This window comes from Streptomyces sp. NBC_01716, assembly GCF_036248275.1.
Lineage (GTDB): Bacteria > Actinomycetota > Actinomycetes > Streptomycetales > Streptomycetaceae > Streptomyces.
On record NZ_CP109181.1, the window covers coordinates 1101388 to 1123686 of the forward strand.

Consider the following 22299-nt stretch of genomic DNA (forward strand, 5'->3'; position numbering starts at 1 on the left):
CACCTCCCGTGCCCGAAGGGCTACGGGGGAGAGCGCGCGTGCCAGGCGTCGCGAGCCAGACGGGACTTCTAAAACACGCCCTAGGCGTGCACCTCCGCCTCGGTGCCGCCGCCGAACTCCAGCAGCAGGCCGGGGCGCAGGGCCACCGTGCGGCCGGGGCCGACCTCCTGGACCGTGCCGTCGTCACGGCGGACCGTCCACTGGAGCGCCGAACGGTTGGTGAGGCCGAACCGCCCGCGCTGCTGGGGGTGTTCGGTCATCTCCCCCACCACGGCGGTGAAGTCGTGCCGCTCCGGGTCGTCCACCAGATGGTGTGCGTACACCCGCGCCTGCGGGTCGAGCCGGATGGCGCGGCGGGTACGCAGGGCGCCCCGGCCCGTGACGACTTCGAGCTTCGGGGGCAGCAGGACCGCGTTGCCGCACTTCCAGCAGTCGGGGGCCGGTCCTTCGGGCTGGGTCATGTTCTGCCGGCCACAGGACGCGCAGACGGTGATCGCGTCGAGCACCCGGCTCAGCGCGTCCCGCCACTGCGACTCACGGACCCGCGTCGACGGCGTGTTGAGCCCCCGGGTGAAGGTCTGCACGAACAGGTCACGCAGGATCTTCGGCAGCGCGCCCCAGGTCGCGATGACGGTCGGGTGCTCGCCCGGCACGGGCCTGTTGGCGGTGTCGGCGGGGTCGTAGATGAACAGCGGATGGGTGCCGTACATCTTGCGCTTGGCCGCCTCGTCCATGCAGCGGATCTTCAACGCCTGTGCGCCGTCGAGCGGGTGATGGTTCATCAGGAGGAGGAAGAGCAGGACGGCGAGCGAGTGCAGGTCGGACTGGATGCCGGGCTGCGCGCCCTTGTCACCGCGCACCAGCTCGGGGGCCATGAAGTCCATCGTCCCGGCGACGGCGGCGGCCTCGCCGTCCACCACGGCGTTGTCGTTGTCGCACACCAGCACATCGCCGGTGGCCGGGTCGAAGAAGATGTTGCCCCAGTTGATGTCGCGGTAGGCGATGCCCTTGGAGTGCAGGGTGAAGTACGCCTCGACGGTGTGCAGCGCCGCGGCGACGAGCGTACGCAGCGTGGTCGCCGCCACCGAGGCGTCACGGCGGAAGAGCGCGGGCAGGTCGTGGAAGCGCTGCGGCCGTACGTCCATCAGATAGCCGAAGCCCGGGTACGAGGCCGAGGGGTCCATCACGATCGTCTGCGGCCACAGGAACCGGTCGTCGCCCCAGCCGTGGTGGATGAGCCCTTCGAGGATCTGCCGCTGTCTGGCGTCGGCCAGTTGCGGGTAGTACCACTTCACGGCCCGGTCGCCGTGCGGCGTCCGCACCCGGTAGACCTCGCCCTGGCCGCCCGAGCCGAAGAGCTCGGCGACGGTGACCTGCTCCCCGGATTCGGTGACCAGGGTCTGTCCGGCTGCGAGCATGCCGTTCGCCATGCTGTACCTCTCTGCTTCAGTGCGTGTCGTCGTTGTCGGGGCCGGGGCGGGCGGGGCCGCGTCCGTTCGCCGGGAAGGCGCCCGCCAGGGTCGCGTCGTCCCCGGAGTACTTGGCCGCGTGGCCCAGCCAGTCGGCGAGTTGGGCCTGGACGGCCGCGACGCCGTGCGAAGCGGCGCCCGAGCGCACCCCGCTCGCGAAGGCCAGGAACCCCTCGTGGTCGGCGAAACTCTTGGAGAGTCCGTCGGTGGAGATGAGCACGCCCGGCGGCGGGCCGCCGCCGGTCAGCGGCTGCCAGTGCAGCCGCGCCTTGCGCCAGGCCTCGGGCTCGCAGAGCGATTCGGTCTCGTCGCCCATGTCGGGGCCGGTGTAGAGCGGCATCCTGGTCGTGCCGTCCTCGTCGACGAGGACGATGTCGCCGTCTCCCAACTGCCAGCAGACCAGCAGCCGTTCGGTGAGGACGACGCCTATCAGCGTGCTGCCGTAGACGGCGAGGTCGGGCTCCGGCACAGTTCCGGCGGCGGAGCCGGCCGTACCGCTCGGCACGGTGTTCGGCGCGCTGTTCGACGTGGTGCTCGCCGTGGTGTTTCCGCCGTGTGCGGGGGAGTTGGCCTCCTGGATCAGGACACGGCGGCGCCAGGCGTGCACGACCTGTTGCGGGAGCGTGCGGGCCTCGGCGAGCAGCCGGGGCAGGTTCGCCGCGTCCTCGCCGCGCCGTACGACCTCCCGCGCGTACACCTGGGCACAGGAGGTGAACGTCTCCACGGCCCAGCGCGCGCCCATCTCACTGCGGAAGTGCGCGCGCGACCCGTGACCGTCGGCGACGGCCAGCACGACGGCACGGCCGCCCGCCGTGACGAGGGCCCGGCCCCGGTCCTGGCTGAACTTCTTGGCGACCCCTTTGACTCCCCCGTCGAGGAGCTCCCACGCCACGGTGGGTGTCCCGATGCCGCTCACCAGATGTCGGTCTCGTCCTTGGTCAGCGGCACGACGGGCGAGACGTTCGCGGGTGCGGCGTCCTCGATCTTCGGCGCCGACGCCTCCTTGACGACCGCCGTGGACATCCAGCGGATCGCGGCGGCCAGCTGGCGCGGGTTCTTGGCGAGCAGCGGTTCGAGCTCGGGATTGCCGAGGAACTCCTTGAGCATGCTCTTGTCCGCGTCGTCGCCGATCGCGACGGCGACGCGCACGGCGCGCTTGCCCCACGGCGTGTCGTCGATGGCGCGCAGTCCCGAGCGCCAGTCGTCGGTCGGCTGGCCGTCCGACACGAGGGCCAGGACGGGCGGCAGCGCGCGCTGCGGCATCGGCGGGGTCTGGAGCGCGGCGGCGGCCATCCGGAAGGCGGCGCCCATGTCCGTGGCGCCGTAGGTGTGCACGTCGTCCCAGGTGAACCGGTCCACCGGGGTGGGCTCCTCGATGTGCCAACTCGCCCCGCTCGCGAAGGAGATGGCGCGGACGACCAGCGAGGCGGCCGGGTTGGACTGGGCGGCCTGCTGCATCTCCGGAATGGCCTCACGGATGGCGAAGTTCAGTTCGCCGATCTTGCCGTTCACTCCCATGGAACCCGAGCAGTCGAGCATCCAGATGAAGTGTGCCGGGCGGCTGGCCATGCTGCCGCCGGGCACGTCGAGAATGATGGTCACGCTGGTCCTCTCCCCCGAGGCGTCCCGTTCGCGCACGCCTGGTTCTGCCTGTGTGGTGCGTCCGGTGGTGATGTGTGGTGTTGTGGTGGCGCTGAAAGCCTAGTTGAGGGCGCGCGGGTACGTATGTTGAGCAGGGATACTGGGCGCACTCCGGTCAGCGCGGTGGATGCGACGGCGAGTACCCGGGCGGGTATGTGGGTGGCACCGGCGGCAACTCGCCGGACCTCGGTGGCGGTGGCCGGCCCGGGACATGGGGGGTGGGCGGGCGGCCCGGCTGTCCCGGGATCTGTGTGTCGTGGCTGCCGCCGCCGGCCATGCGGTGCGACCAACGCAGCCAGCTCTGGAGCCAGTTGTTCGACCGTCCCACCAGCCGGGTGGCGACGGCGCCGCGCTGCTCGTCGGTCATCCGGCGCAGCACCACACCGATGGTCTGCCGGAGCAGGTCGTCGACCATGGCGTGCCATTCGCGGGAGGATCTGGTCAGGTCCCTGCGCCAGACGTAGAAGAGATCGGCGATGAACTCCGGCTGCGCGGCCATCCGGCCGATCTTGGCGTCGTCGGCGAAGTCCGCCTGAACGGCGGCCCGGTAGTGCTGCTGCAACACCGGTTCGCCGGTGGCGAGATACGACAGCGCGCCCGACTGGTAGAGCTCGTGCGGCGGGAGGGCGGCGAACCCGCGCGCCAGCAGGTACTGCACGCCGTCCCACAGCGGCCCGTCCACGGGCGAGGCGGCCCGCCGCAGGTCTCCCAGGCTGTCCACGACGTCCCTGGGCGCGCGGCTCGTCCGCGCGAAGTTGTCGGCGATGACGAGCAGTTGGGCGGTGGCGCGCTCCCGGCCCGTCAGCTCCGGCCGGCGGTGGACCGCGTGGGCGAAGTCGACCAGCTCACGGTCGAACCGTCCGGGCGCTGTGAGCCAGGCCAGGAACCGGGTGCCGAGATTGGCGGCGAGAACCGCCTCCGCGCCGCAAATGCGGAGGATACGCGGGAAGTCGGGCCGCTCCGGCTGGCCGGCGCCCCAGACGAGCCCCCACAGGGTCTCCAGCGTCGGCGGGTCGGTCGCGGCCGACACGGCGGCGCCCGGGGCCGGTTCGGCGAGTTTCGCGAACAGTTCGACACCGCGCAGGCGGTGCGGCGGCCCGCCCCACCGTACGGCCAGTTCGACCACACGCACGGATGGCGGGGCGATGTCGAGATGGGACCGTACCCACTCGCCGTGCGGCGACAGCAGCAACTCCCGCAGGAGATGGCTCCGTCGGCCCGCGGTCTCGACGGCGATCTTCGCGAGGACACGCCGGTTCAGCCCTTGGTGGCCCACGCTCTTCAGGACGGCGACCGCGTCCCCGCATTCAGGCATCCGGGGCTGGAGCAGAACGCGGACGAACCTGTTCACCGCGTCCTCGACGCCGGCGCCCTGAGGACCGTGCAGGACGAGCGCGAGATGCAGTGGTCCCGCCCAGGCGGAGACCGGGCCGCGCAGTCTGCGCCCGAGGCCCTTGTCGAAGCGGGGTCCGAACTCGGAACGCAGCGAGCGCTGCGCCGCCTCGCCGAGGGGCAGGCCGGCGAGCGGATCGTGCCGGAGCGCGGTGTCCTGGTCCAGCGCGGCGGAGAGCCGCCGCCGGGCGAGGGCGAGCGCCAGTGGGTCGGTGACACTCTCGGGACAGTGTTTGCCCAGCTCCTGGCAGACCCGGGTCAACTCCTCGACGGCCGGGGCTCCTTGGGCCTGGTCCTGGGCCGCCGAGGCGAGCGAGGCGACGACGGCGTGCAGGGACTCGCCCTGGAGCGCGGTGAACCCGTCCCCCGACCCCGCTCCCGTTCCCGGCCCCGTGCCCGTCCGCAGGAGTTGGGGCACGAGCGCCGCGAGGTCGAACGGATCGGGGGCCTCCTCCCCCGTGACGGGCGCCGACGAGCCGGACACCAGGGGTGCGGCGGCCGGTCCCGGCGGGGCTGTCTGGGCCGTCTGCGCCGTCGGGAAGGTGGCCGCCCCCGGTGTCGGCGGCGTGCCCGCCTGCCACAGCGCGGCCGTCAACTCGGCCCAGGGATCGGGGACGTACTCACTGCCCGGTCCCCCGAGACCGTCGTGGACCCGGTACAGATGCCCGACGAGCAGCGGATCGTGCCGGTCGAAGGAGGAATCGGGCCCGATGCCGATGATCTGCTGCGGCGCCTCGTGCGGTTCGCCGGCGCCGGTGACGAACGTCAGTTCCCTGGCGCGGTGTTCGGGCAGGGAAGCGCAGGCGAGCGCGATCCAGCGGACGACCGTCTCCGGGTCCTGTTCGGCGATGACGATCTGCCGGCCGGCGGGGTCGGCCCAGAGGCGTCGTACGTCCGCGAGGAACGGCGCCACGCGCGAGGACTGTTCCTGGGCGAAGCGCACGAGCATCTCGCGGCCGAAGTGCCCTTCCGGGACGGGCAGCGGGTCCCCGTGCCCGTCGGCCGGCCCCGGGGCGTCCCAGGACCGGGAGCGCCAGGTGTCGATCGGCCACATCCGGTCGAACCCGGCGGCGCCCGCGGGGAGATGCAGAACCTCGATGAACTGCCCCTGCCCGTCCGGGTGTTCACCGTCGGCACGGCCGTGACAGAGGAGACTGCCGCCGGCCGGGAGCCGGCTGCAACTCAAGACCCCGTGCGGAGTACGGCCATGGGTGAGGGCGAGGATCTGCTCCACCTGCGCGAGCAGATCGTCGAAGTCCCCGGCCTCACCCTCCGGCGGCGGCTCGGGCGACCGGAGCGGACGAAGCCGGACGCTGCCGGTGTCCGGCTCCCGGTCGAGCAGGTAGCTGAGACGGCGGATGAGCATGCCACATTCTGACCAGCCCTGTCGTCCGGCCGCAGGCGGTCCGCGAAGTTCGCCCGAGCCAGTACCCTTCCCGGCCGCCGCCCCGCACCGCGGCCCATGCCCCGACCGCACCCCGACGCGCGCCCCCGCCTACTGCTTGACCGCCCCCGAGTTCGCACTCCGTACGAAGTGCCGCTGGAAGGCGAAGAAGAGCAGCGCCACCGGGATGGTCGCCAGCAGCGCCGCCGTCAGCTTGAGCGGATACTGTGTCCCGCTGCTGAGGCTGCCGGAGACGAATGACGCGAGGCCGGTCGTCAGCGTCTGGTACTGCGGAGACTGGGTCGCGACCAGGAAGTGCGTGAACTCGTTCCACGATCCCTGGAACGACAGGATCGTCAGGGTGATCAGGGCGGGTTTGGCCATCGGCAGCACCACCGACCAGAAGGTGCGGAAGACACTGGCGCCGTCGATCCGGGCCGCCTCCTCCACCTCCCTGGGGATGGAGAGGAAAAACTGCCGCATGATGAACACCCCGGCCGCGTCCACCAGCAGGGGGACGATCATGCCGGCGTACGTGTCGAAGATGCCCAACTGGTTGAGGACGAGGAACTTCGGGATCAGCAGCACCACGCCGGGCACCGACATCACCGTCAGCAGCCCGTTGAAGAGCAGGTTGCGCCCGCGGAAGTCGAGCCGGGCCAGCGCGTAACCGGCCAGCGAGTCGAAGAAGACCCGGCCCGCGGTGATGAACAGGGTGACGAGGACGGAGTTGCCCAGCCAGGTGCTGAACGGCACGGCGTCCCCGGCGTCCCCGAGCCCGAACAGCCGCCGGTAGGACTCCAGCGAGAACGGGTTCGGCAGCAGGGACAGCGGGTTGGCCGCCGCGTCCGGATCGGTCTTGAACGACGTCACGATCTGGATGGCGAACGGCAGCAGATACAGCAGCCCGACCGCCGTGAGCAGCAGATAGAGAACGACGAGGAGGATCCGGCTGCCGGTGCTCCGCGGTGCGCGCGGCCCCGTGGTGGAGCTGCGGCTTGTCCGGGGCGCCCAGGTCCCGGGGTTCTTCGGCGTCGCCCGGCTCATCGAGGCCGGCGTGGTCGGCGGCGTACTCATGAAGCCCTCCGGCGTACGGCCCCGATGCGCCTGCCCGCCCGGACCGGCTTGTCGCGGTCGCGCAGCAGCACACGCTGGATCAGGGTCATCACCATGATGATCGCCAGCAGGATGAAGGCGATGGCCGCGGCGCGGCCGTATTCGGAGTCCTGGAAGCCCGCGGTGTAGGAGAGGAAGGCGGGGGTGAGGGTGGTGTTGCCCGGGGCGCCCTGGCTCATCACGTACACGGCGTCGAAGATCTGCCAGCTGCCGATCAGGCCGAGCGTGACCACGAGGAAGATCACCGGCCGGAGCGCGGGGATGGTGACGTTGCGGAACGACTGCCAGCGGTTGGCGCCGTCCAGCAGGGCGGCCTCCTCCAGCTCCGCGGGCACGTCCTGCAGCGCGGCGAGGAAGATCAGCATGTAGGTGCCGGACGATGTCCATACGATCAGCGCGATGACGGTGCACATGGCGATGGAGGGTCCTGACAGCCAGTCCCACCAGGAGAGTCCGAGGAACCCGTTGGACGCGAGCGCCGCCGCCGGCTTGTCGGGGTCGACGATGCCGAGGCCGCCGAGCACCGTCCACACCAGGCCGTTGGCGTCGGTGAACCACTTCGGTCCGCTGATGCCGACCCACTTCAGCAGCGCGTTGACGGCGCCGCTGCCCTGGAACAGGAAAAGGAAGACGGTGGAGATGGCGATGGAGCTGGTCACCGAGGGGAAGTAGAAGATCGTCCGGAAGAGGCTCTTGCCCCTGACCCGGCGGCTGTTGACGGCCACGGCGAGCGCGAGGGCGAGGATCGTCTGGAGCGGTACGGCCAGCAGGACGAAGTAGAGGTTGTTGCGGACCGAGGTCATGAACAGCGTGCGGTCGAGGCCGTCGGTGGTCAGGACGTTGGAGTAGTTGTCGGTCCCGATGAAGTCGGCGGCGCCGGTGAAGGGGTTGGACTGCCCGTCCCAGTTGAGCAGGCTGACCCACAGGGCCATCCCGATGGGCAGCAGCAGGAACAGTCCGAGGACCAGCACCATCGGGCTGACGAAGAGCCAGCCCCACAGTCCTTGCCGGCCTTTGATGCCGGACGCGGACCCGCGGCCGGGTCGCCGGCCCTTGGCGCCGGCGCTCCCGCCGCCTCCTGCCGTGGCGGGCGGCGCCGCGACAGAACCGCTGCCGCTGCCGTACTGACTCATGGTCTTTCTCTCTCCTCCTGCACCCGCCGGGACCGTCCGTCCCGGCGGGTGTCGTACACGGTGGGACCGGCCCGTCAGCCGTTGCTCTTCAGGACCTGCTCACCGTTGGTCTGCAGATCGCCGAGGATCTTCTTGGGGTCGGCCTTCGCCAGCCCGGCCAGATCCGTGTCGAACTGGTCGAGCACCTTGGTGAAGCCGGGCAGAGTGACCGGGCCCTGGGCGTAGGCGGAGCCGTCCACAAACGCCTTGTCCTGCGGGTGCTGCTTCTCGTACGTCGCCAGTGCGCTGGTACGCGAGGGCATCACGCCGTACGCGTCGGCGAACTCCACCTGCTGCTCGGCGGTGGTGAAGGACTCGACGAGCGAGACGGCCGCGTCGCGGTGGGCGCTCTTGCTGGCGATGCCCCAGCAGGTGCTGAAGGAGAGCGTGCCCTGGCCCGACGGGCCCTCGGGCAGCGGGACGACCTGGTAGTCGACGTCCGGGTAGTCGTTGGTCATGGCGCCGGTCAGCCAGTTGCCCTCGATGGTCATGGCGGCCTTCTGCGCGCCGAACGCCTCGCCGCCCCAGCCCGCGTCGACCTGCTTGGGGTAGGTGAGCACACCGTCGTCGAGCAGCTTCTTCACATACGTCAGCGCCTCGACGTTCTCGGGGCTGTCGGCCGTGATCTCGGTCTGGTCGGCGTTGGTGATCCAGCCGCCGGCCTGCTTGAGGAAGGGGCCGAGCTGGTTGTACGAGCTGTTGACGACGAGGCCGCTGACCTTGTCGCCGGTGAGCTTCTTCGCGACCTTCGTCAGATCGTCCCAGGTCTTGGGGTGGTCGGCCTCGGTGAGTCCGGCGGCCTTCCACATCTTGGTGTTGATCGCCAGGCCGAGGGTGGAGCTGTCCTTGGGCGCGCAGACGAACTTGTCCTCGTAGCTGAAGGAGTTGCGCAGCGTGGCGGAGAAGTCCTCCTTGTCGCTGAGCTTGTCGCCGTACGCGTACAGGGAGTTGCCCTTGGCGTAGTTGGCGAAGACGGACGAGCCGACGTAGAAGACGTCCGGCGGCTTGCCGCCGGCCAGCGCCTGGCCGAGCTGCTGGTCCAGGTTCTGCGCCGGTACGACGGTGACGGTGTTGCCGGTCTTCTTCGCCCAGGCCGCGGCCGCGGCCTTGACGGCGTTCGTCTCGGCGTCGCCGGAGGAGCCGATCATCACGGTCAGCTTCTGCTTGCCGGAGCTGTCCTGTTCGGCGTCGCCGTCGCTGCCGAAGTCGGACGAACATCCGGCTATGAGGAGCGCGCCGCACACTGCGGCGGCGGTCGCGGCTCTGTTCTTCTTCATCTGCTTCTCTCTCCAGCTGTCACTGTCGGGGACGTGCTGTCGGGGTCTTCGGGGACGGGGGGCGGATCAGTGCGAGGGGGGGTGGGGGCGGGGGGCGGCGAAAGGGGGTCAGGGCCGGTGCTCGGCCGACGAGCTCTCCCTGACGATCAGTTCGGGTGTCAGCAGCACGCGCTCCGGCGCGGCGGCCGGGTCCTTGATGCGGGCCATGAGGATCCGCGTGCAGGCCCGGCCGACCTCGTCCAGCGGCTGGCGAAGGCTGCTGAGACTCGGCGAGAGGAGACGGGCGGCGGGTGAGTCGTCGAAGCCGACCACCGCCACGTCACGCCCCGGACTGAGCCCGGCGTCCCGCAGCGCGCGGTAGCAGCCGAGCGCCAGGGTGTCGCTGGCCGCCACCACGGCGGTGGCGCGGCCCACGACGCGGGCGACCGCGGTACGGGCGGCGTCCACCTCGTCCACGGACGACACCCGCAGGTCGCGGACAGGCAGGTCGTGTCTGCGCATCGCCTCGCGCCAGCCGCCGGCACGGTCGTCACCGACGCCCGAGCCGCGTGGCCAGCCCAGGAAGGCGATCTTCCGGTGTCCGGCCGCCACCAGCTGGTCGACGGCGGCGGCGGTGCCGTGCGCACCGTCCACGTCGACCCAGTCGCCGGTGTCCTTCGCCGACCACCGGCCGAACGCGACGAACGGGACCCCTTTCTTGTGCAGCCAGGCCGGCCGCTTGTCGCCGCGGTAGGTGTTGTTGAGGACGAACCCGTCGACCGAGTGCTCCCGCAGCAACTCGTCGTAGCGTTCGGCCTCGTCGTCGGCGCCGAGGAGCGCGGCGAAGAGCAGGATGCGGTATCCGGCCTGGTCCGCCGAGTCCGACAGCGCGTGCAGGAAGTGGTCGGACACGGGCGTCGAGAGGCCCGGGGGCGTGGGCTGGACGCCGTATCCGATCAGCCGGCTGGAGCGCGTACGCAGTGAGCGGGCGGCCTGGTGGGGCCGGTAGTCCAGCTCGTCCAGCGCCTCGCGGACCCGCTTCAGGGTGCCGGGCGCCAGGAGTTCGGGCGAGTTCAGCGCGTTGGAGACCGTCTGTGTGGACACTCCGGCCCGCTGGGCCACGAGGGCCAGGGTGACCGGCCCTGACTTGCGCCCGCCTGCCGATGTCGTACGTGCCACCTACGGCCTCCGTTCCACGCACGGCTGCCGCTCGAAATGCGGCGCCGCATCTGCAATGGATCGATAAAACTCTTTCCCGTGGCAGGTTGGCAAGGGTTAAGGTGATTTTAGATCGATCCAAATCACGAGAGGCGCCACACAGTGAACACGGTCGTCCAGGGAAACCCCGCCGGTCAGCAGCCCCCCGGGGACGTCGTCGCCGAGGGCCTGCAGCCCTTCCTGCACGACGTCTGCACCACGCTCTACGCGCCCAGCCTGGTGCTGTCCCGGCCGGCCGGCGACATCGCCGGCGGGGCCGACGGGTTCTTCCACGGCGACCGGCGGCTGCTCTCCGGGCTCTCCGTCCGGGCGGAGGGAGTGCCGGTCCTGTCCGTGAGCAACACCCTGGCCGCCGCCGACAGGACGGCCTTCCGCTCCGTACTGCGCGGTATCGGCGAGCACACCGCCGACCCGGCGGTCACCCTGCACCGCGTGCGCACGGTCGAACCGGGAGTGCTGCGCGAGGAGTTGGAGATCGCGAACGCGGGGGTGAAGGAGATACGGCTGGAGGTCGTCGTCGGCGCCGCCAGCGACCTGGTCAGCATGAACGACGTGAAGTCCGGCCGCCGTTCGGATCCGCTGCCCGCCGGTGTCGAGGACGGCGCGCTGGTGTGGCGCGAGGACGGGATCGCTGTCCGGCTGCACGCCTCGTCCGGCTCCCCGCGGATCGACGCCGGCGCGGGCGAACTGCGCTTCGAAGTGGCGCTGGCGGCACGTGAGTCGTGGCGTACGACGCTGGAGTGCACCGTCACCGACGACGAACCTCTCCGGTTCCCGGCCGTGGCGCGCGACGCCGTGCCGTGGTCACCGGCCGGGCTGCGCAGCGCCGATCACCGCATGGACCACTTCTTCGCCCGGTCCGTCGGCGATCTGGAGCGGCTGCTGCTGTCCGATCCCGAACACCCGGAGGACCAGTTCCTGGCCGCGGGGTCACCCTGGTTCCTGACCCTGTTCGGCCGTGACTCGCTGTGGGCGGCGCGCATGCTGCTGCCGCTCGGCAGCGACCTGGCGGCGGGCACCCTCCGCACTCTTGCCCGCCGCCAGGGCACCACCACCGACGCCCGCACCGACGAACAGCCCGGCAAGATCCTGCACGAAGTACGCCGCGAGGGGCAGCGGCTCAACGAGGGCGCGTCCCTGCCGCCGGTCTACTACGGCACGGTCGACGCCACCCCGCTCTGGGTGATCCTGCTGCACGACGCGTGGCGCTGGGGCATGGACCCCGAGCAGGTACGCGATCTTCTGCCGCACGCCGAGGCGGCCCTGGAGTGGCTGGCGACGTACGGCGACGCGGACGGCGACGGTCTGCTGGAGTACATCGACGTCTCCGGTCTCGGGCTCGCCAACCAGGGCTGGAAGGACTCCGGCGACTCCATCCGCTGGCGCGACGGCCGGCTCGCCGAGGCCCCGATCGCGCTGTGCGAGGTCCAGGCGTACGGGTACGAGGCGGCGATGGGCGGCGCGGCTCTGCTGCGCGCGTTCGGCCGGCCCGGCGCCGAGCGCTGGGAGGAGTGGGCGAACAGGCTCAAGCGCCGGTTCCGGGAGAGCTTCTGGGTCGAGGACGAGACGGGCCGTTATCCGGCCGTGGCACTCGACGCCGCCAAACGCCCGGTGGACTCGGTCACTTCGGGCTTCGGGCATCTGCTGGGCACGGGCCTCCTGGACGAGGAGGAGAGCGCGCTGCTGGCGGCGCGGCTGGCCGGGCCCGAGCTGAACTCCGGTTTCGGACTGCGTACGTTGAGTACGGAATCCACCGGTTTCAACCCCTTCGGCTATCACATCGGTTCGATCTGGCCGCACGACACCGCCATCGCCGTGCACGGCCTCGTCCGGGCGGGTTTCCCCGCGGAGGCCGCCTCGCTCGCCGACGGTCTGGTCGCCGCGTCCGCGGCGTTCGACGGCCGGCTGCCCGAACTGTTCGCCGGTCACGGCTCGGCCGCCGACAGTGTGCCCGCCCCGTATCCGGCGTCGTGCCGACCGCAGGCCTGGTCGGCGGCGTCCGCCGTCGCGCTGCTCACGGCCGCGCTCGGTCTTGAGGCCGATGTGCCGGCGGGCACGCTGCGTGTCTCGCCGGGGGCCGCCGATGGCATCGGGCCGCTGCGGCTGACCGGTCTGCGGGTGGCGGGCGCGCCCCTGGCCGTTGAGGTCGACACGACGGGCCGGGTCCGGGTGGAGGCCCCGGACACCCTGACGGTGCACGGTGCCTGGGCCGTGTCTTCGAAGTAGCGCCGTCCGCCTGAAAGCCGGGGCCTGCGGCGTCTGGTGCGGTGCATCGCAAGGCGGAGGATCGTGCTCGTACTGGGCGTACTCGCACGACTCCGACAACGCGGCGAGGTGCCGTACCAGACGCCGCAGGCCGGGCGGGACTTCGAAGACACGGCCCAGCGCGTCTGAGCCCGGACCCCCCTCGTTTCGCCGACAGAAGGACCCGCCGCGATGCCGCTGATGGACCTGCCCCTGGAGGAGCTGCGCGGCTACCTCCCCGACCGGGACGAGCCGTCGGACTTCGACGCCTTCTGGGCCGGCACGCTCACGGAGGCGCGGAGCCACGACCGCCCGCCCGTCTTCACGCCGTACGACGCCTGTCTGACCGAGGTGGACGTGTACGACGTGAGCTTCCCGGGCTTCGGCGGGGACCCGGTGGCCGGCTGGCTGCTGGTGCCGGCCTCGGCCACCGGACCGCTGCCGTGCGTGGTGGGCTTCCTCGGGTACGGCGGCGGGCGCGGCTTCCCGTACGAGTGGCTGACCTGGCCGTCCGCCGGATACGCGCACCTGCTGATGGACACGCGTGGCCAGGGCGGCTCGCTCCAGCCGGGCGCGACGGGCGACCCGCACGGCAGCGGCGGCGCGTCGTCGCCGGGGATGGTCACGCGGGGCATCGAGAACCCGGCGGACTACTACTACCGCCGGGTGTTCACCGACGCGGTCCGGGCCGTGGACGCTGCCCGCGCGCATCCGTCGGTCGACCCGGAACGGATCGTCGTCGCGGGCGGCAGCCAGGGCGGCGGCATCGCCCTGGCCGCGTCGGCGCTGGCCGATGGTGTGAGCGCGGCCCTGGTCAACCAGCCGTCGCTGTGCCACTACCGGCGCGCGCTCCAGGTGGTGGAGGGCAACGCGTACCGGGAGATCTGGACGTATCTGCGTACCCACCGGGAGTCGGCCGAGCGGGTGTTCAGGACGCTGTCCTACTTCGACGGCGTCAACTTCGCGGCGCGCGCGAGCGCCCCCGCGCTGTTCTCGGCGGCTCTGATGGACGACATCTGCCCGCCGTCGACGGTGTTCGCGGCCTACAACCACTGGTCGGGCCCCAAGGACATCCGCGTCTGGCCGTGGAACCGCCACGAGGGCGGCGGCCACTTCCAGGACCTGGAGCAACTGCGCTTCCTGCGCGCGCTGCCGGGGCTCGGCGGGAACTGAGGGACGGGCGCGACGCCGCAGGCCCGCGCGACGGGGGCCAGCGCCACGGGCCGGCGCCACGCGGAAAATCGCGGGCGCCCCGGACGGCCTCTGCCCTACGGTCTGACTCCATGGACTCCATGGCTGACGAGGACGGTTACTTCGGCGAGCGTGTGGCGGCCACGTACGACGATCCGTCGGCGGTGGAATTCCTTCCGGACACCCTGAACCCGATGGCCGATCTCCTGGCGGATCTCGCCGACGGCGGCCGGGCGCTCGAACTCGGCATCGGTACGGGCCGGGTCGCGCTGCCCCTCGCTGAGCGCGGGGTCCCGGTGCACGGTATCGATCTGTCGCGGGCCATGGTCGCCCGCATGCGTGAGAAGCCCGGCGGCGACGCCATCGGTGTGACCATCGGAGACTTCGCCACCACGAGGGTGGACGGGACGTTCTCCGTCGCGTATCTCGTCTTCAACACGATCATGAATCTCACCACGCAGGCGGCCCAAGTGACCTGCTTCCGCAACGTCGCGGACCATCTCGCGCCCGGTGGCCGCTTCCTCATCGAGACCATGGTGCCCGAGCTGCGCAAGCTCCCGGCCGGGCAGGACGTCGTGCCGTTCCATGTGAGCCCCACACGGTGGTCGTTCGACAGCTACGACGTCGCGACGCAGGAGATGAGCTCCAACTACGTGGAGGTCGTCGACGGTCGTGGCTCGTACTGGTCGGTGCCGTTCCGCTACGTCTGGCCTGCGGAACTCGATCTGATGGCCCAGCTCGCCGGGATGCGCCTGCGCGACCGCTGGGAGGGCTGGCGGGGCGAGCCGTTCACCGGCGAGAGCGCCCGGCACGTCTCGGTCTGGGAGAAGCCCGCCGGCTGACCGGACCGGATCGCCATCTCCCCTTCTTCGAGGCGCAGTTGACCCTGCGACCGCCGTACGGGAGCGGGCGCCGTCACCGGTAACGTGTTCATGATCTTGCGGCCCGAGTGAGGCCGCGATCGTTACGGGGAGACAGCTGTGCCGACGGCGGCCGAGGACGAGGTCCACGACGAATTCTTTCCCTTCGCCCCCGCTCCGGAGGACGGCAGCCGCTGGTCGGCGCCCGCCGATCTGGAGCAGCACCTTCACAAGCTGGCCCGGACCGACAACGTGTACGCGTATCTGCGGGCCCTGGCCATCGAGGGTGTGTACTACCCGGTCGCCACCGACGAGGCGCGGGAGGCCGGCGAGGGCACATTCCCGATGCTGACCATGGAGATCCCCGACGGCCGCACGGTGGCACAGGTCTACACGGCGGGCCTGCTGCCCCGCCCGCATCCCCATCTGGTGTACGAGTACGCGACGTTGGGCGCGCTCGCGGGGATACTCCCCGCCGGTGTGGACATCCTCGCGGTCAACGTGGCCACGCCCTGCGAGCGGTACTTCCCCACCGACGACGACGAGCGGGAGGTCTGGCTCGACCTGCACCACGAGCTGTTCTCCTCCGACGAATTAATGGACCGTGTGGTGACCCGGCGCTCCGGTGTCCTGCCGACGGGACCCCTGCTGCACGGCCTGGCCTGCGGCGCACATCTGTGCTTCACCAACGGGGACGCGTGGAACACCGCGTACTGGCACGGCATGGGCTACCGGGGCGAGCGGGAGCGCGTCGCCGACTCGTGGGGCGTGGGTGACCGCGAGGACTGGCTGGCCATCGAGGAGCGGCTGCTCGACCGCGAAGTCAGCCCGTGGTACTGGGACTTCGTGCTCGGAGCGCGTACGGCACTGATCGCCGCAGAGGGCAGCCGGGTCGATGCCGAGCGGTGGCGCGCGTGCGTGGAGGACACACTGCGCGACCAGGCGGCACGGACCGGAACCGCCACGGACGACGGCGAGTTCGAGGAGTTCGTGGCCCATCTGCGCGCGCTGGTGGGCAAGTTGCTGCGCTACGAGTCCCGCTTCCGCGCCGACGGGCTGCTGCCGCCGGACGGTGTCGTACGATCGGTCGCCGCGTGGGACATCGGCCGTGCCTCGAAGATGGCCCGCTGGGGACTGGGCGCCCGCTACGCCACCGAGTCGGAGATGCTCGACTGCCTGACCCGCGCGTCGGACGCGGCGCGGGCGGCGTACGGCTCGTGGGAGGAGTTCTCCGCCGGGTATGTGCTGGGGCGGTGTCTGCACTTCGACGAGGAGGAGTTCGGCCCCTGGTACACGACCGTCCTCGACGCCCACCGGGCTCTGGTGACGACGCCGGACAGCCCGTGGCGGACGGTGGCCTTCTGCACGGGCTGAGGGCGGCCGGGTGTTGGGGGCCGGGCCGGGGACCGGGGGCGGCCCCCGGGAGGCGTCGTCGGTTGTCGATACGATGCCCGTTCCCGACGGTGGCGCACAGCGCTTCGTTCGTGATATCGAACAACATAGCGTCGCGCACCGCCCACTGAAGCGAACAGACCTGACGGTCGAAGGAGACCCCCGATGTCCCCCAGCAGTCCGGTCCGCAGCGCTCTGGCCGCCAATCTCCGCCGGGAGAGGGGCCGTCGGGGCCTGTCACTCTCCGAGCTGTCCCGGCTCTCCAAGATCGGAAAGGCGACCCTGTCGCAGTTGGAGTCGGCCACCGGAAACCCGACGATCGAGACGGTCTTCAGCCTCTCCCGCGCACTGGAGGTGCCCATCTCCGATCTGCTGGACACCGGGCACGCGGAGGCGGTGACCGTGGTGCGGGCCGCCGATGTGGACGTCCTGAGCGGGGAGGGCGTGGACTTGCGTCCGCTGCGCCGGATCGAGGCGGGCGGAGTCATCATGGAGGTCTACGACCAGCAGGTACGCGCCGGCGCGCAGCAGCCGTCGCTCGGCCACGCGGGCACCGAGCACACCGTGGTGCAGAGCGGCACGCTGAGCGTCGAGGTGGACGGCCACCAGGTGGAGGTGGGGCCCGGCGACTACGTGTCGTTCGACGCCTCGCTGCCGCACCGCTACGCGGCGAACGACGGGCCGGTGCGTTCGGTGCTGCTGCTGCACTACCGGTCGGACGGCAGCGCCAGGCACGAGGGGCCGAGCATGCCCCACTGAGGGCGCCACGGGCACGTACGGGCAGGCCCGTCGGCACGGGTACGCGACTTCGGCCCGCGGATGCCGTTGACACCTCAGGTACGTCGCCATAACCTCAGCTTCGTTCGTTATGCAGAACGCGGAGGTCTGGTGGACCGAACACGAGTCGTCATCATCGGCGCCGGGATCATCGGTGCCGCGTGCGCCCGCGAGCTCGCGGTCGCCGGCTTCGACGTTCTCGTACTGGACCGCGCCGGGGCCGCCGCCGCGACCACCTCGCACGGCGAGGGAAACATCCTGGTCTCCGACAAGGGCCCCGGTCCTGAGCTCCAACTCGCGCAGCTTTCACGGCGGTTGTGGCCCGAGGTGCTGGCCGCCATCACCGAGCGGACCTCCCCGGACGAGGCCGACCCGGTCGAGTGGGATCCCAAGGGCGGCATCGTGGTGGCCACCACCGCCGAGGGCGCAGAGGCACTGCTGCCGTTCGCCGCGGCCCAGCGCACCGCCGGGGTACGGGCCGAGAGCATGGACTCCGACGCCCTGACCTCGGCCGAACCGTTCCTCACCGAGCGGCGTACGGCCGCCGTGTACTACCCCGACGACGCGCAGGTCCAGCCGGCGGGCGCGGCCACCGCCCTGCTCGCCGACGCGCTGCGGGCCGGGGCCCGGCTGCGTACCGGCCAGGAGGTGCTCGGCGCCGTGACGCACGGCGGCCGGCTCACGGCGGTGCGCACGGTGGACGGACCGGTCGGGGCCGATGTGTTCGTGAACGCCGCAGGGCCCTGGTCGGGCGAGGTCGCCCGGCGGCTCTGGGTGCCGCTGGACATCCGCCCGCGCCGCGGTGAGGTCCTGGTGACCACTCCTCTGCCGCCGACCGTGTTCCACAAGGTGTACGACGCCGACTACGTGGGCGCGGTGGGCAGCGGCGCGGGCGATCTCCAGACGTCCGCCGTGGTGGAGTCCACCCGCGCGGGCAGCGTCCTGCTCGGTTCGTCCAGGCGGCGCGTCGGCTTCGACGACCGGATGCGCCCCGAGGTGCTGTCGGCGATCGCGGGCAAGGCGCTCAAGCTCTTCCCTTCGCTGGCGGGCGTGCATGTGATGCGGGCGTACGGGGGCTTCCGCCCGTACGTCCCCGATCATCTGCCGGTCATCGGCGCCGACCCGCGACTGCCGGGGCTCTGGCACGCGACCGGGCACGAAGGGGCGGGGATCGGGCTGTCCGTCGGTACCGCGCGGCTCGTACGCGAACTGCTGACGGACACGGCGCCGGCGATCGACGTGAGCCCCTTCCGGGTCGACCGGCCGGCCGTGCTCGGCGAGGCGCCGACCGCCACCCACACGCCCACGCCCACCGAGGAGGGATCATGAGCCCACGTCTCGTACCCGTCGGGTCCGACCCGGCCGGCCGCCGGGACCTCCCGCTCACCATCACGGTGGACGGTGAACCGCTCACCGGCGTCGCGGGCCAGTCCCTCGCCGGGGTGCTGCTCGCGGCCGGCCGCCCGGCCTGGCGCCGGGCCCCGTCGGGAGCGCCGCGCGGTGTCTTCTGCGGCATCGGTGTCTGCTTCGACTGTCTGGTGACGGTGAACGACGAGCGCGACGTACGGGCCTGCCGCCGCCGCGCCCGCGACGGTGACGCGGTGACCACACAGTCACGGGCCCCCGGCGACGAGCAGGACGGGCGGCCGGCGCGGTGACGGGCCGTCATGTCGTCGTGGTGGGAGCCGGACCCGCCGGTCTCGCCGCCGCCGACGCCGCACTGGCGGCGGGCGCGGAAGTGACGCTGATCGACTCGGCCGAACGGCCCGGCGGCCAGTACCACCGCATGCTGCCCGAGGCGTACGAGGCCACCGACCCCGCAGTCCTTCAGCACGGCTACCGCTCCTTCGACCGGCGCAGCCGCCGGGTGCTCGGGCATCCGCGCTGTTCCTGGTGGGCGGAGAGTTCCGTGTGGGCGCTGGAGCGCCGGGACGCCGAGGCGGACGGGCCGCCGCTGGTGCATGTCCTGAGGGGTACGCCCCGGCGGCGCCATGTGCTGGAGCCCGACGCCCTGGTGCTCGCCGTGGGCGCCCATGACCGGGTGCTGCCCTTCCCCGGCTGGGACCTGCCCGGTGTCTACACGGCGGGCGCGGCCCAGGCGCTGGCCAAGGGAGAGCGCCTGGTCGTCGGTGACCGGGTGGTGGTCGCCGGTACGGGGCCGTTCCTGCTGCCGGTGGCGACATCACTGCTGGATGCCGGATCGCGGGTGCTCGCGGTGCTCGAAGCGGGCCGGCCGGGGTCCGTCGCGCGCGGCTGGCTGCGCCGCCCGTGGGAACTCACGTCGCAACTCGGCAAGTCCGGCGAACTCCTCTCGTACTCGGCGGCGTTGGGGCGTCACCGGGTCTCGTACCGGATGGGCACCGCGGTCGTCGAGGCCCGGGGGGACGGCCGGGTGGAGGAGATCGTCAGCGCCCGGGTCCGGGCCGACTGGTCGGTGGTGCCCGGCACCGAACGTGTCATCGCCGTGGACGCGCTGTGCGTCGGTCACGGGTTCACCCCGCAGCTGGAACTGCCGGTCGCGGCCGGGTGCGAGCTGCGCCGGGGGCCGGTCGGGTCCACCGCCGGATCAGCCGCCGGATCACCCGCCGACCCGTTCGTGGCGGTGGACGACGACCAGCGTACGAGCCGGCCCGGCGTGTACGCGGCGGGCGAGATCACCGGTGTCGCCGGTGCCCCCGCAGCCCGCGCCGAGGGCGGTGTGGCCGGCTGGATCGCGGCGGGCGGCGACCCGGGCTCGCGGGCCCTGGTCACCCTGCGCAGGAACCGCGACCAGGGCAGGGCGTTCGCCGCCCGGCTCGCGCTCGCGCACCCCGTCGGCCGTGCCTGGCCCGGCTGGCTGCGTCCCGACACCGTGATCTGCCGCTGCGAGGAGACGACGTACGCGGCGGTGTGCCGGTCGGCCGGCGATCCCACCAGTACCGAGCCCCGGGTGGCGAAGCTGGCGACACGGGCCGGGCTGGGACCGTGCCAGGCACGTGTCTGCGGCCCGACCGTCGCCGAACTGCGCCGTAGTACCGACACGGGCCCCGGCCCGCACCACCGGCCTGTCGCCGAGCCGATCAGGCTCGGCGAACTGGCCCGCCCGCCGGAGCCACCGCCGGGCCCGGCCACTCCGTCCACGCACCCCGACTCCCCCACGGAGGAGAGCACTTCATGAGCACCGCCACGAACGAGCCGAAGCAGCCGAACCGGCCCAACCCGCTGACCGGGGTCGTCGTCGCGACCGCGCTGCCGTACCGGCAGGACGCCGCGGCCCCGGCCGGCCTGGCCGTCGACTACGACGCGTACGCCGACCACTGCCGCTGGCTCGTCGACAACGGCTGCGACGGGGTCGGCCCCAACGGATCGCTGGGCGAGTACTCGTCGCTGACCGACGAGGAGCGCCGCACCGTCGCCCGTACGGCCATCGAGGCGGTACGCGGACGCGGCAAGGTCATCGTGGGTGTGCACGGCCCCGGTTCGCACCAGGCCGTGCGATGGGCGGAGTACGCGGCGGAGGACGGCGCCGACGGGGTGCTCTGCCTGCCGCCGACGATGTACCGGGCCAACCCGGGTGAGGTCGTGGCGCACTTCGAGGCCGTGGCCGCCGTCGGACTGCCGGTCATGGTCTACAACAACCCCGTGGACACGAAGGTCGACCTGACTCCCGAACTGCTCGGGGAGATCGCCAGGATCGACAACGTGCTCGCCGTCAAGGAATTCTCCGGCGATGTGCGGCGCGTGCTGGAGATCAAGGAGAAGGCGCCGAGTCTCGACGTGATCAGCGGCGCCGACGACGTGGCGCTGGAGAGCATGCTGATGGGCGCCACCGGCTGGTTCGCCGGGTTCCCCAACGTCTTCCCCGCCGAGTCCGCGCGGCTGTTCCGGCTCGCCACGACGGGCAGGCTGGCGGAGGCCCGCGCCCTCTACGAGCCGCTGGTCGCGGCGTTCCGGTGGGACTCCCGTACCGAGTTCGTCCAGGCGATCAAGCTCGGTATGGAGATGGTCGGCCGTTACGGCGGCCCCTGCCGCCCGCCGCGCGGCCCGCTGATCCCCGAGCACCGGGAGCTGGTCACCGCCGAGATGCGGCAGGCGATCGACTTCCTCGCCACGGAGACGACGGGGACCGCGGAGGCCACGAAGGCCGCCGAAGCCACGGTGGCCGCCGCGGACAGCGAGCGGCAGGCGGTCTGATGCGCAGCGTGCGCACGATCAGCGCGGTCGACTCCCACACGGAGGGCATGCCGACGCGCGTGGTGACCGGCGGCGTGGCGCCCGTCCCCGGCGACACGATGGCCGAGCGCCGCCGCCACGCCATCGAGCATCTGGACCCGCTGCGCCGCTTCCTGGTCGACGAGCCTCGCGGGCATCCCGCGATGAGCGGCGCGATCCTGCAGCCGCCGACCCGCCCGGACGCGGACTGGGGTGTCCTCTACATCGAGGTCAGCGGCTTCCTGCCGATGTGCGGGCACGGGACGATCGGGGTGGCGACCGTCCTGGTGGAGACCGGGATGGTGACGGTCACCGAGCCCGAGACACTCGTACGTCTCGACACCCCGGCCGGGCTCGTGGAGGCCCGTGTGACGGTGCGCGACGGAGTCGCCGAGAAGGTCACGCTGCGCAATGTGGACGCCTTCGCGCTGGAGCTCGACGCGAAGGTCACGGTGCCGGGGCTCGGCGAGGTCCGGTACGACATGGCGTACGGGGGCAACTTCTACGCCGTGGTGGACCTGGAGTCCCTCGGGCTGCCCTTCGACCGGGCGCGCAAGGACGACATCCTGGCGGCGGGGCTGGCGATCTCGGACGCCGTCAACGCGCACAATCCGCCGGTGCATCCGGCGGACCCGATGATCCGGGGCTGCAAGCATGTGCAGTTCCTGGCGCCCGGCTCGGACGCGCGGCACTCCCGTAACGCCATGGCGATCCAGCCCGGCTGGTTCGACCGGTCCCCGTGCGGCACGGGGACCTGTGCCCGGATGGCGCAGCTCCACGCGCGGGGAGAGCTCGCGCTGGACACGGAGTTCATCAACGAGTCCTTCATCGGGACCCGCTTCACGGGTCGGCTGGTGGGGACGAGCGAGGTGGCGGGAGTGCCGGCGGTGGTGCCGGAGTTCTCGGGCCGCGCGTGGATCACTGGCACGGCCAACTACCTGCTGGATCCGGCGGATCCGTTCCCGAACGGGTTCGTTCTCTGAGGAGAGGGTTCTC

Annotated in this window: 18 protein-coding genes; 10 read left to right on the forward strand and 8 right to left on the reverse strand. The window is 71.8% G+C overall.

Translation table 11 applies throughout. The features are described from left to right. Positions 1-80 precede the first annotated feature (80 nt). The 8 genes from OIE74_RS04755 to OIE74_RS04790 form a co-directional block, all read right to left on the reverse strand. Positions 81-1430, reverse strand: a complete 1350-nt coding sequence (locus tag OIE74_RS04755; protein ID WP_329378722.1) for a protein kinase domain-containing protein — start codon at positions 1428-1430, stop codon at positions 81-83. A gap of 16 nt (positions 1431-1446) precedes the next feature. Beyond that, on the reverse strand, positions 1447-2385 hold the full coding sequence (locus tag OIE74_RS04760; protein ID WP_329378724.1) for a protein phosphatase 2C domain-containing protein: 939 nt from the start codon (positions 2383-2385) through the stop codon (positions 1447-1449). Next, the gene (locus tag OIE74_RS04765) at positions 2382-3038 is read right to left on the reverse strand and encodes a vWA domain-containing protein (RefSeq protein ID WP_329392164.1); all 657 of its coding nucleotides are present in this window, start codon (positions 3036-3038) and stop codon (positions 2382-2384) included. The genes OIE74_RS04760 and OIE74_RS04765 overlap by 4 nt, the downstream gene beginning before the upstream one ends. Before the next feature lie 187 nt (positions 3039-3225). Beyond that, complete coding sequence (locus OIE74_RS04770; protein WP_329378726.1) at positions 3226-5868, reverse strand: GTPase-associated protein 1-related protein; 2643 nt, start codon at positions 5866-5868, stop codon at positions 3226-3228. Between the two features lie 129 nt (positions 5869-5997). Beyond that, a complete protein-coding gene (locus tag OIE74_RS04775) occupies positions 5998-6963 on the reverse strand; it encodes a carbohydrate ABC transporter permease (protein ID WP_329378728.1) in 966 nt (321 codons plus the stop codon). Next, on the reverse strand, positions 6960-8135 hold the full coding sequence (locus OIE74_RS04780) for a carbohydrate ABC transporter permease (protein ID WP_329378730.1): 1176 nt from the start codon (positions 8133-8135) through the stop codon (positions 6960-6962). The genes OIE74_RS04775 and OIE74_RS04780 overlap by 4 nt, the downstream gene beginning before the upstream one ends. A 74-nt stretch (positions 8136-8209) precedes the next feature. Next, the gene (locus OIE74_RS04785) at positions 8210-9451 is read right to left on the reverse strand and encodes a sugar ABC transporter substrate-binding protein (protein ID WP_329378732.1); all 1242 of its coding nucleotides are present in this window, start codon (positions 9449-9451) and stop codon (positions 8210-8212) included. A 108-nt stretch (positions 9452-9559) separates the two neighbouring features. After that, positions 9560-10609, reverse strand: coding sequence for a LacI family DNA-binding transcriptional regulator (locus OIE74_RS04790; RefSeq protein ID WP_329378734.1), 1050 nt, complete (start codon positions 10607-10609; stop codon positions 9560-9562). A gap of 141 nt (positions 10610-10750) precedes the next feature. Here OIE74_RS04790 and OIE74_RS04795 point away from each other — a divergent pair, with 141 nt between their 5' ends. The 10 genes from OIE74_RS04795 to OIE74_RS04840 all read left to right on the forward strand — a co-directional run bounded on the left by OIE74_RS04795 (position 10751) and on the right by OIE74_RS04840 (position 22286). Then, positions 10751-12874, forward strand: a complete 2124-nt coding sequence (locus OIE74_RS04795) for an amylo-alpha-1,6-glucosidase (RefSeq protein WP_329378736.1) — start codon at positions 10751-10753, stop codon at positions 12872-12874. Positions 12875-13084: 210 nt separating this feature from the next. Further along, positions 13085-14065: an acetylxylan esterase gene (locus OIE74_RS04800; RefSeq protein ID WP_329378738.1), complete on the forward strand. Its 981-nt coding sequence runs from the start codon at positions 13085-13087 to the stop codon at positions 14063-14065. Between the two features lie 119 nt (positions 14066-14184). After that, positions 14185-14925, forward strand: coding sequence for a class I SAM-dependent DNA methyltransferase (locus OIE74_RS04805; RefSeq protein WP_329392165.1), 741 nt, complete (start codon positions 14185-14187; stop codon positions 14923-14925). 138 nt (positions 14926-15063) lie between these two features. Then, positions 15064-16317, forward strand: a complete 1254-nt coding sequence (locus tag OIE74_RS04810) for a DUF1266 domain-containing protein (protein WP_329378740.1) — start codon at positions 15064-15066, stop codon at positions 16315-16317. 183 nt (positions 16318-16500) lie between these two features. Then, a complete protein-coding gene (locus OIE74_RS04815; protein ID WP_329378741.1) occupies positions 16501-17094 on the forward strand; it encodes a helix-turn-helix domain-containing protein in 594 nt (197 codons plus the stop codon). Between the two features lie 129 nt (positions 17095-17223). Continuing rightward, positions 17224-18441, forward strand: coding sequence for an NAD(P)/FAD-dependent oxidoreductase (locus OIE74_RS04820; RefSeq protein WP_329378743.1), 1218 nt, complete (start codon positions 17224-17226; stop codon positions 18439-18441). Continuing rightward, positions 18438-18770, forward strand: coding sequence for a (2Fe-2S)-binding protein (locus OIE74_RS04825; RefSeq protein ID WP_329378745.1), 333 nt, complete (start codon positions 18438-18440; stop codon positions 18768-18770). The genes OIE74_RS04820 and OIE74_RS04825 overlap by 4 nt, the downstream gene beginning before the upstream one ends. After that, positions 18767-20269 carry an FAD/NAD(P)-binding oxidoreductase gene (locus OIE74_RS04830; protein WP_329378747.1) on the forward strand — a complete coding sequence of 501 codons (1503 nt, stop codon included), beginning with the start codon at positions 18767-18769 and terminating at the stop codon, positions 20267-20269. Before OIE74_RS04825 ends, OIE74_RS04830 begins: the two co-directional genes overlap by 4 nt. Further along, positions 20266-21285 carry a dihydrodipicolinate synthase family protein gene (locus OIE74_RS04835; RefSeq protein ID WP_329378749.1) on the forward strand — a complete coding sequence of 340 codons (1020 nt, stop codon included), beginning with the start codon at positions 20266-20268 and terminating at the stop codon, positions 21283-21285. The genes OIE74_RS04830 and OIE74_RS04835 overlap by 4 nt, the downstream gene beginning before the upstream one ends. Next, entirely contained in the window at positions 21285-22286 is a 1002-nt protein-coding gene (locus OIE74_RS04840; protein ID WP_329378751.1) for a proline racemase family protein, read from the forward strand. The genes OIE74_RS04835 and OIE74_RS04840 overlap by 1 nt, the downstream gene beginning before the upstream one ends. The last annotated feature ends 13 nt before the right edge of the window (positions 22287-22299 follow it).

What these genes read in the sequence shown, in the direction of transcription:
- OIE74_RS04800 (WP_329378738.1), top strand. Translation starts at nt 13,085, where the DNA reads ATGCCGCTGATGGACCTGCCCCTGGAGGAGCTGCGCGGCTACCTCCCC.
- OIE74_RS04840 (WP_329378751.1), top strand. Translation starts at nt 21,285, where the DNA reads ATGCGCAGCGTGCGCACGATCAGCGCGGTCGACTCCCACACGGAGGGC.
- OIE74_RS04780 (WP_329378730.1), bottom strand. Translation starts at nt 8,135, where the DNA reads ATGAGTCAGTACGGCAGCGGCAGCGGTTCTGTCGCGGCGCCGCCCGCC.
- OIE74_RS04835 (WP_329378749.1), top strand. Translation starts at nt 20,266, where the DNA reads ATGAGCACCGCCACGAACGAGCCGAAGCAGCCGAACCGGCCCAACCCG.
- OIE74_RS04755 (WP_329378722.1), bottom strand. Translation starts at nt 1,430, where the DNA reads ATGGCGAACGGCATGCTCGCAGCCGGACAGACCCTGGTCACCGAATCC.
- OIE74_RS04825 (WP_329378745.1), top strand. Translation starts at nt 18,438, where the DNA reads ATGAGCCCACGTCTCGTACCCGTCGGGTCCGACCCGGCCGGCCGCCGG.
- OIE74_RS04770 (WP_329378726.1), bottom strand. Translation starts at nt 5,868, where the DNA reads ATGCTCATCCGCCGTCTCAGCTACCTGCTCGACCGGGAGCCGGACACC.
- OIE74_RS04805 (WP_329392165.1), top strand. Translation starts at nt 14,185, where the DNA reads ATGGCTGACGAGGACGGTTACTTCGGCGAGCGTGTGGCGGCCACGTAC.
- OIE74_RS04785 (WP_329378732.1), bottom strand. Translation starts at nt 9,451, where the DNA reads ATGAAGAAGAACAGAGCCGCGACCGCCGCCGCAGTGTGCGGCGCGCTC.
- OIE74_RS04815 (WP_329378741.1), top strand. Translation starts at nt 16,501, where the DNA reads ATGTCCCCCAGCAGTCCGGTCCGCAGCGCTCTGGCCGCCAATCTCCGC.
- OIE74_RS04775 (WP_329378728.1), bottom strand. Translation starts at nt 6,963, where the DNA reads ATGAGTACGCCGCCGACCACGCCGGCCTCGATGAGCCGGGCGACGCCG.
- OIE74_RS04765 (WP_329392164.1), bottom strand. Translation starts at nt 3,038, where the DNA reads ATGGCCAGCCGCCCGGCACACTTCATCTGGATGCTCGACTGCTCGGGT.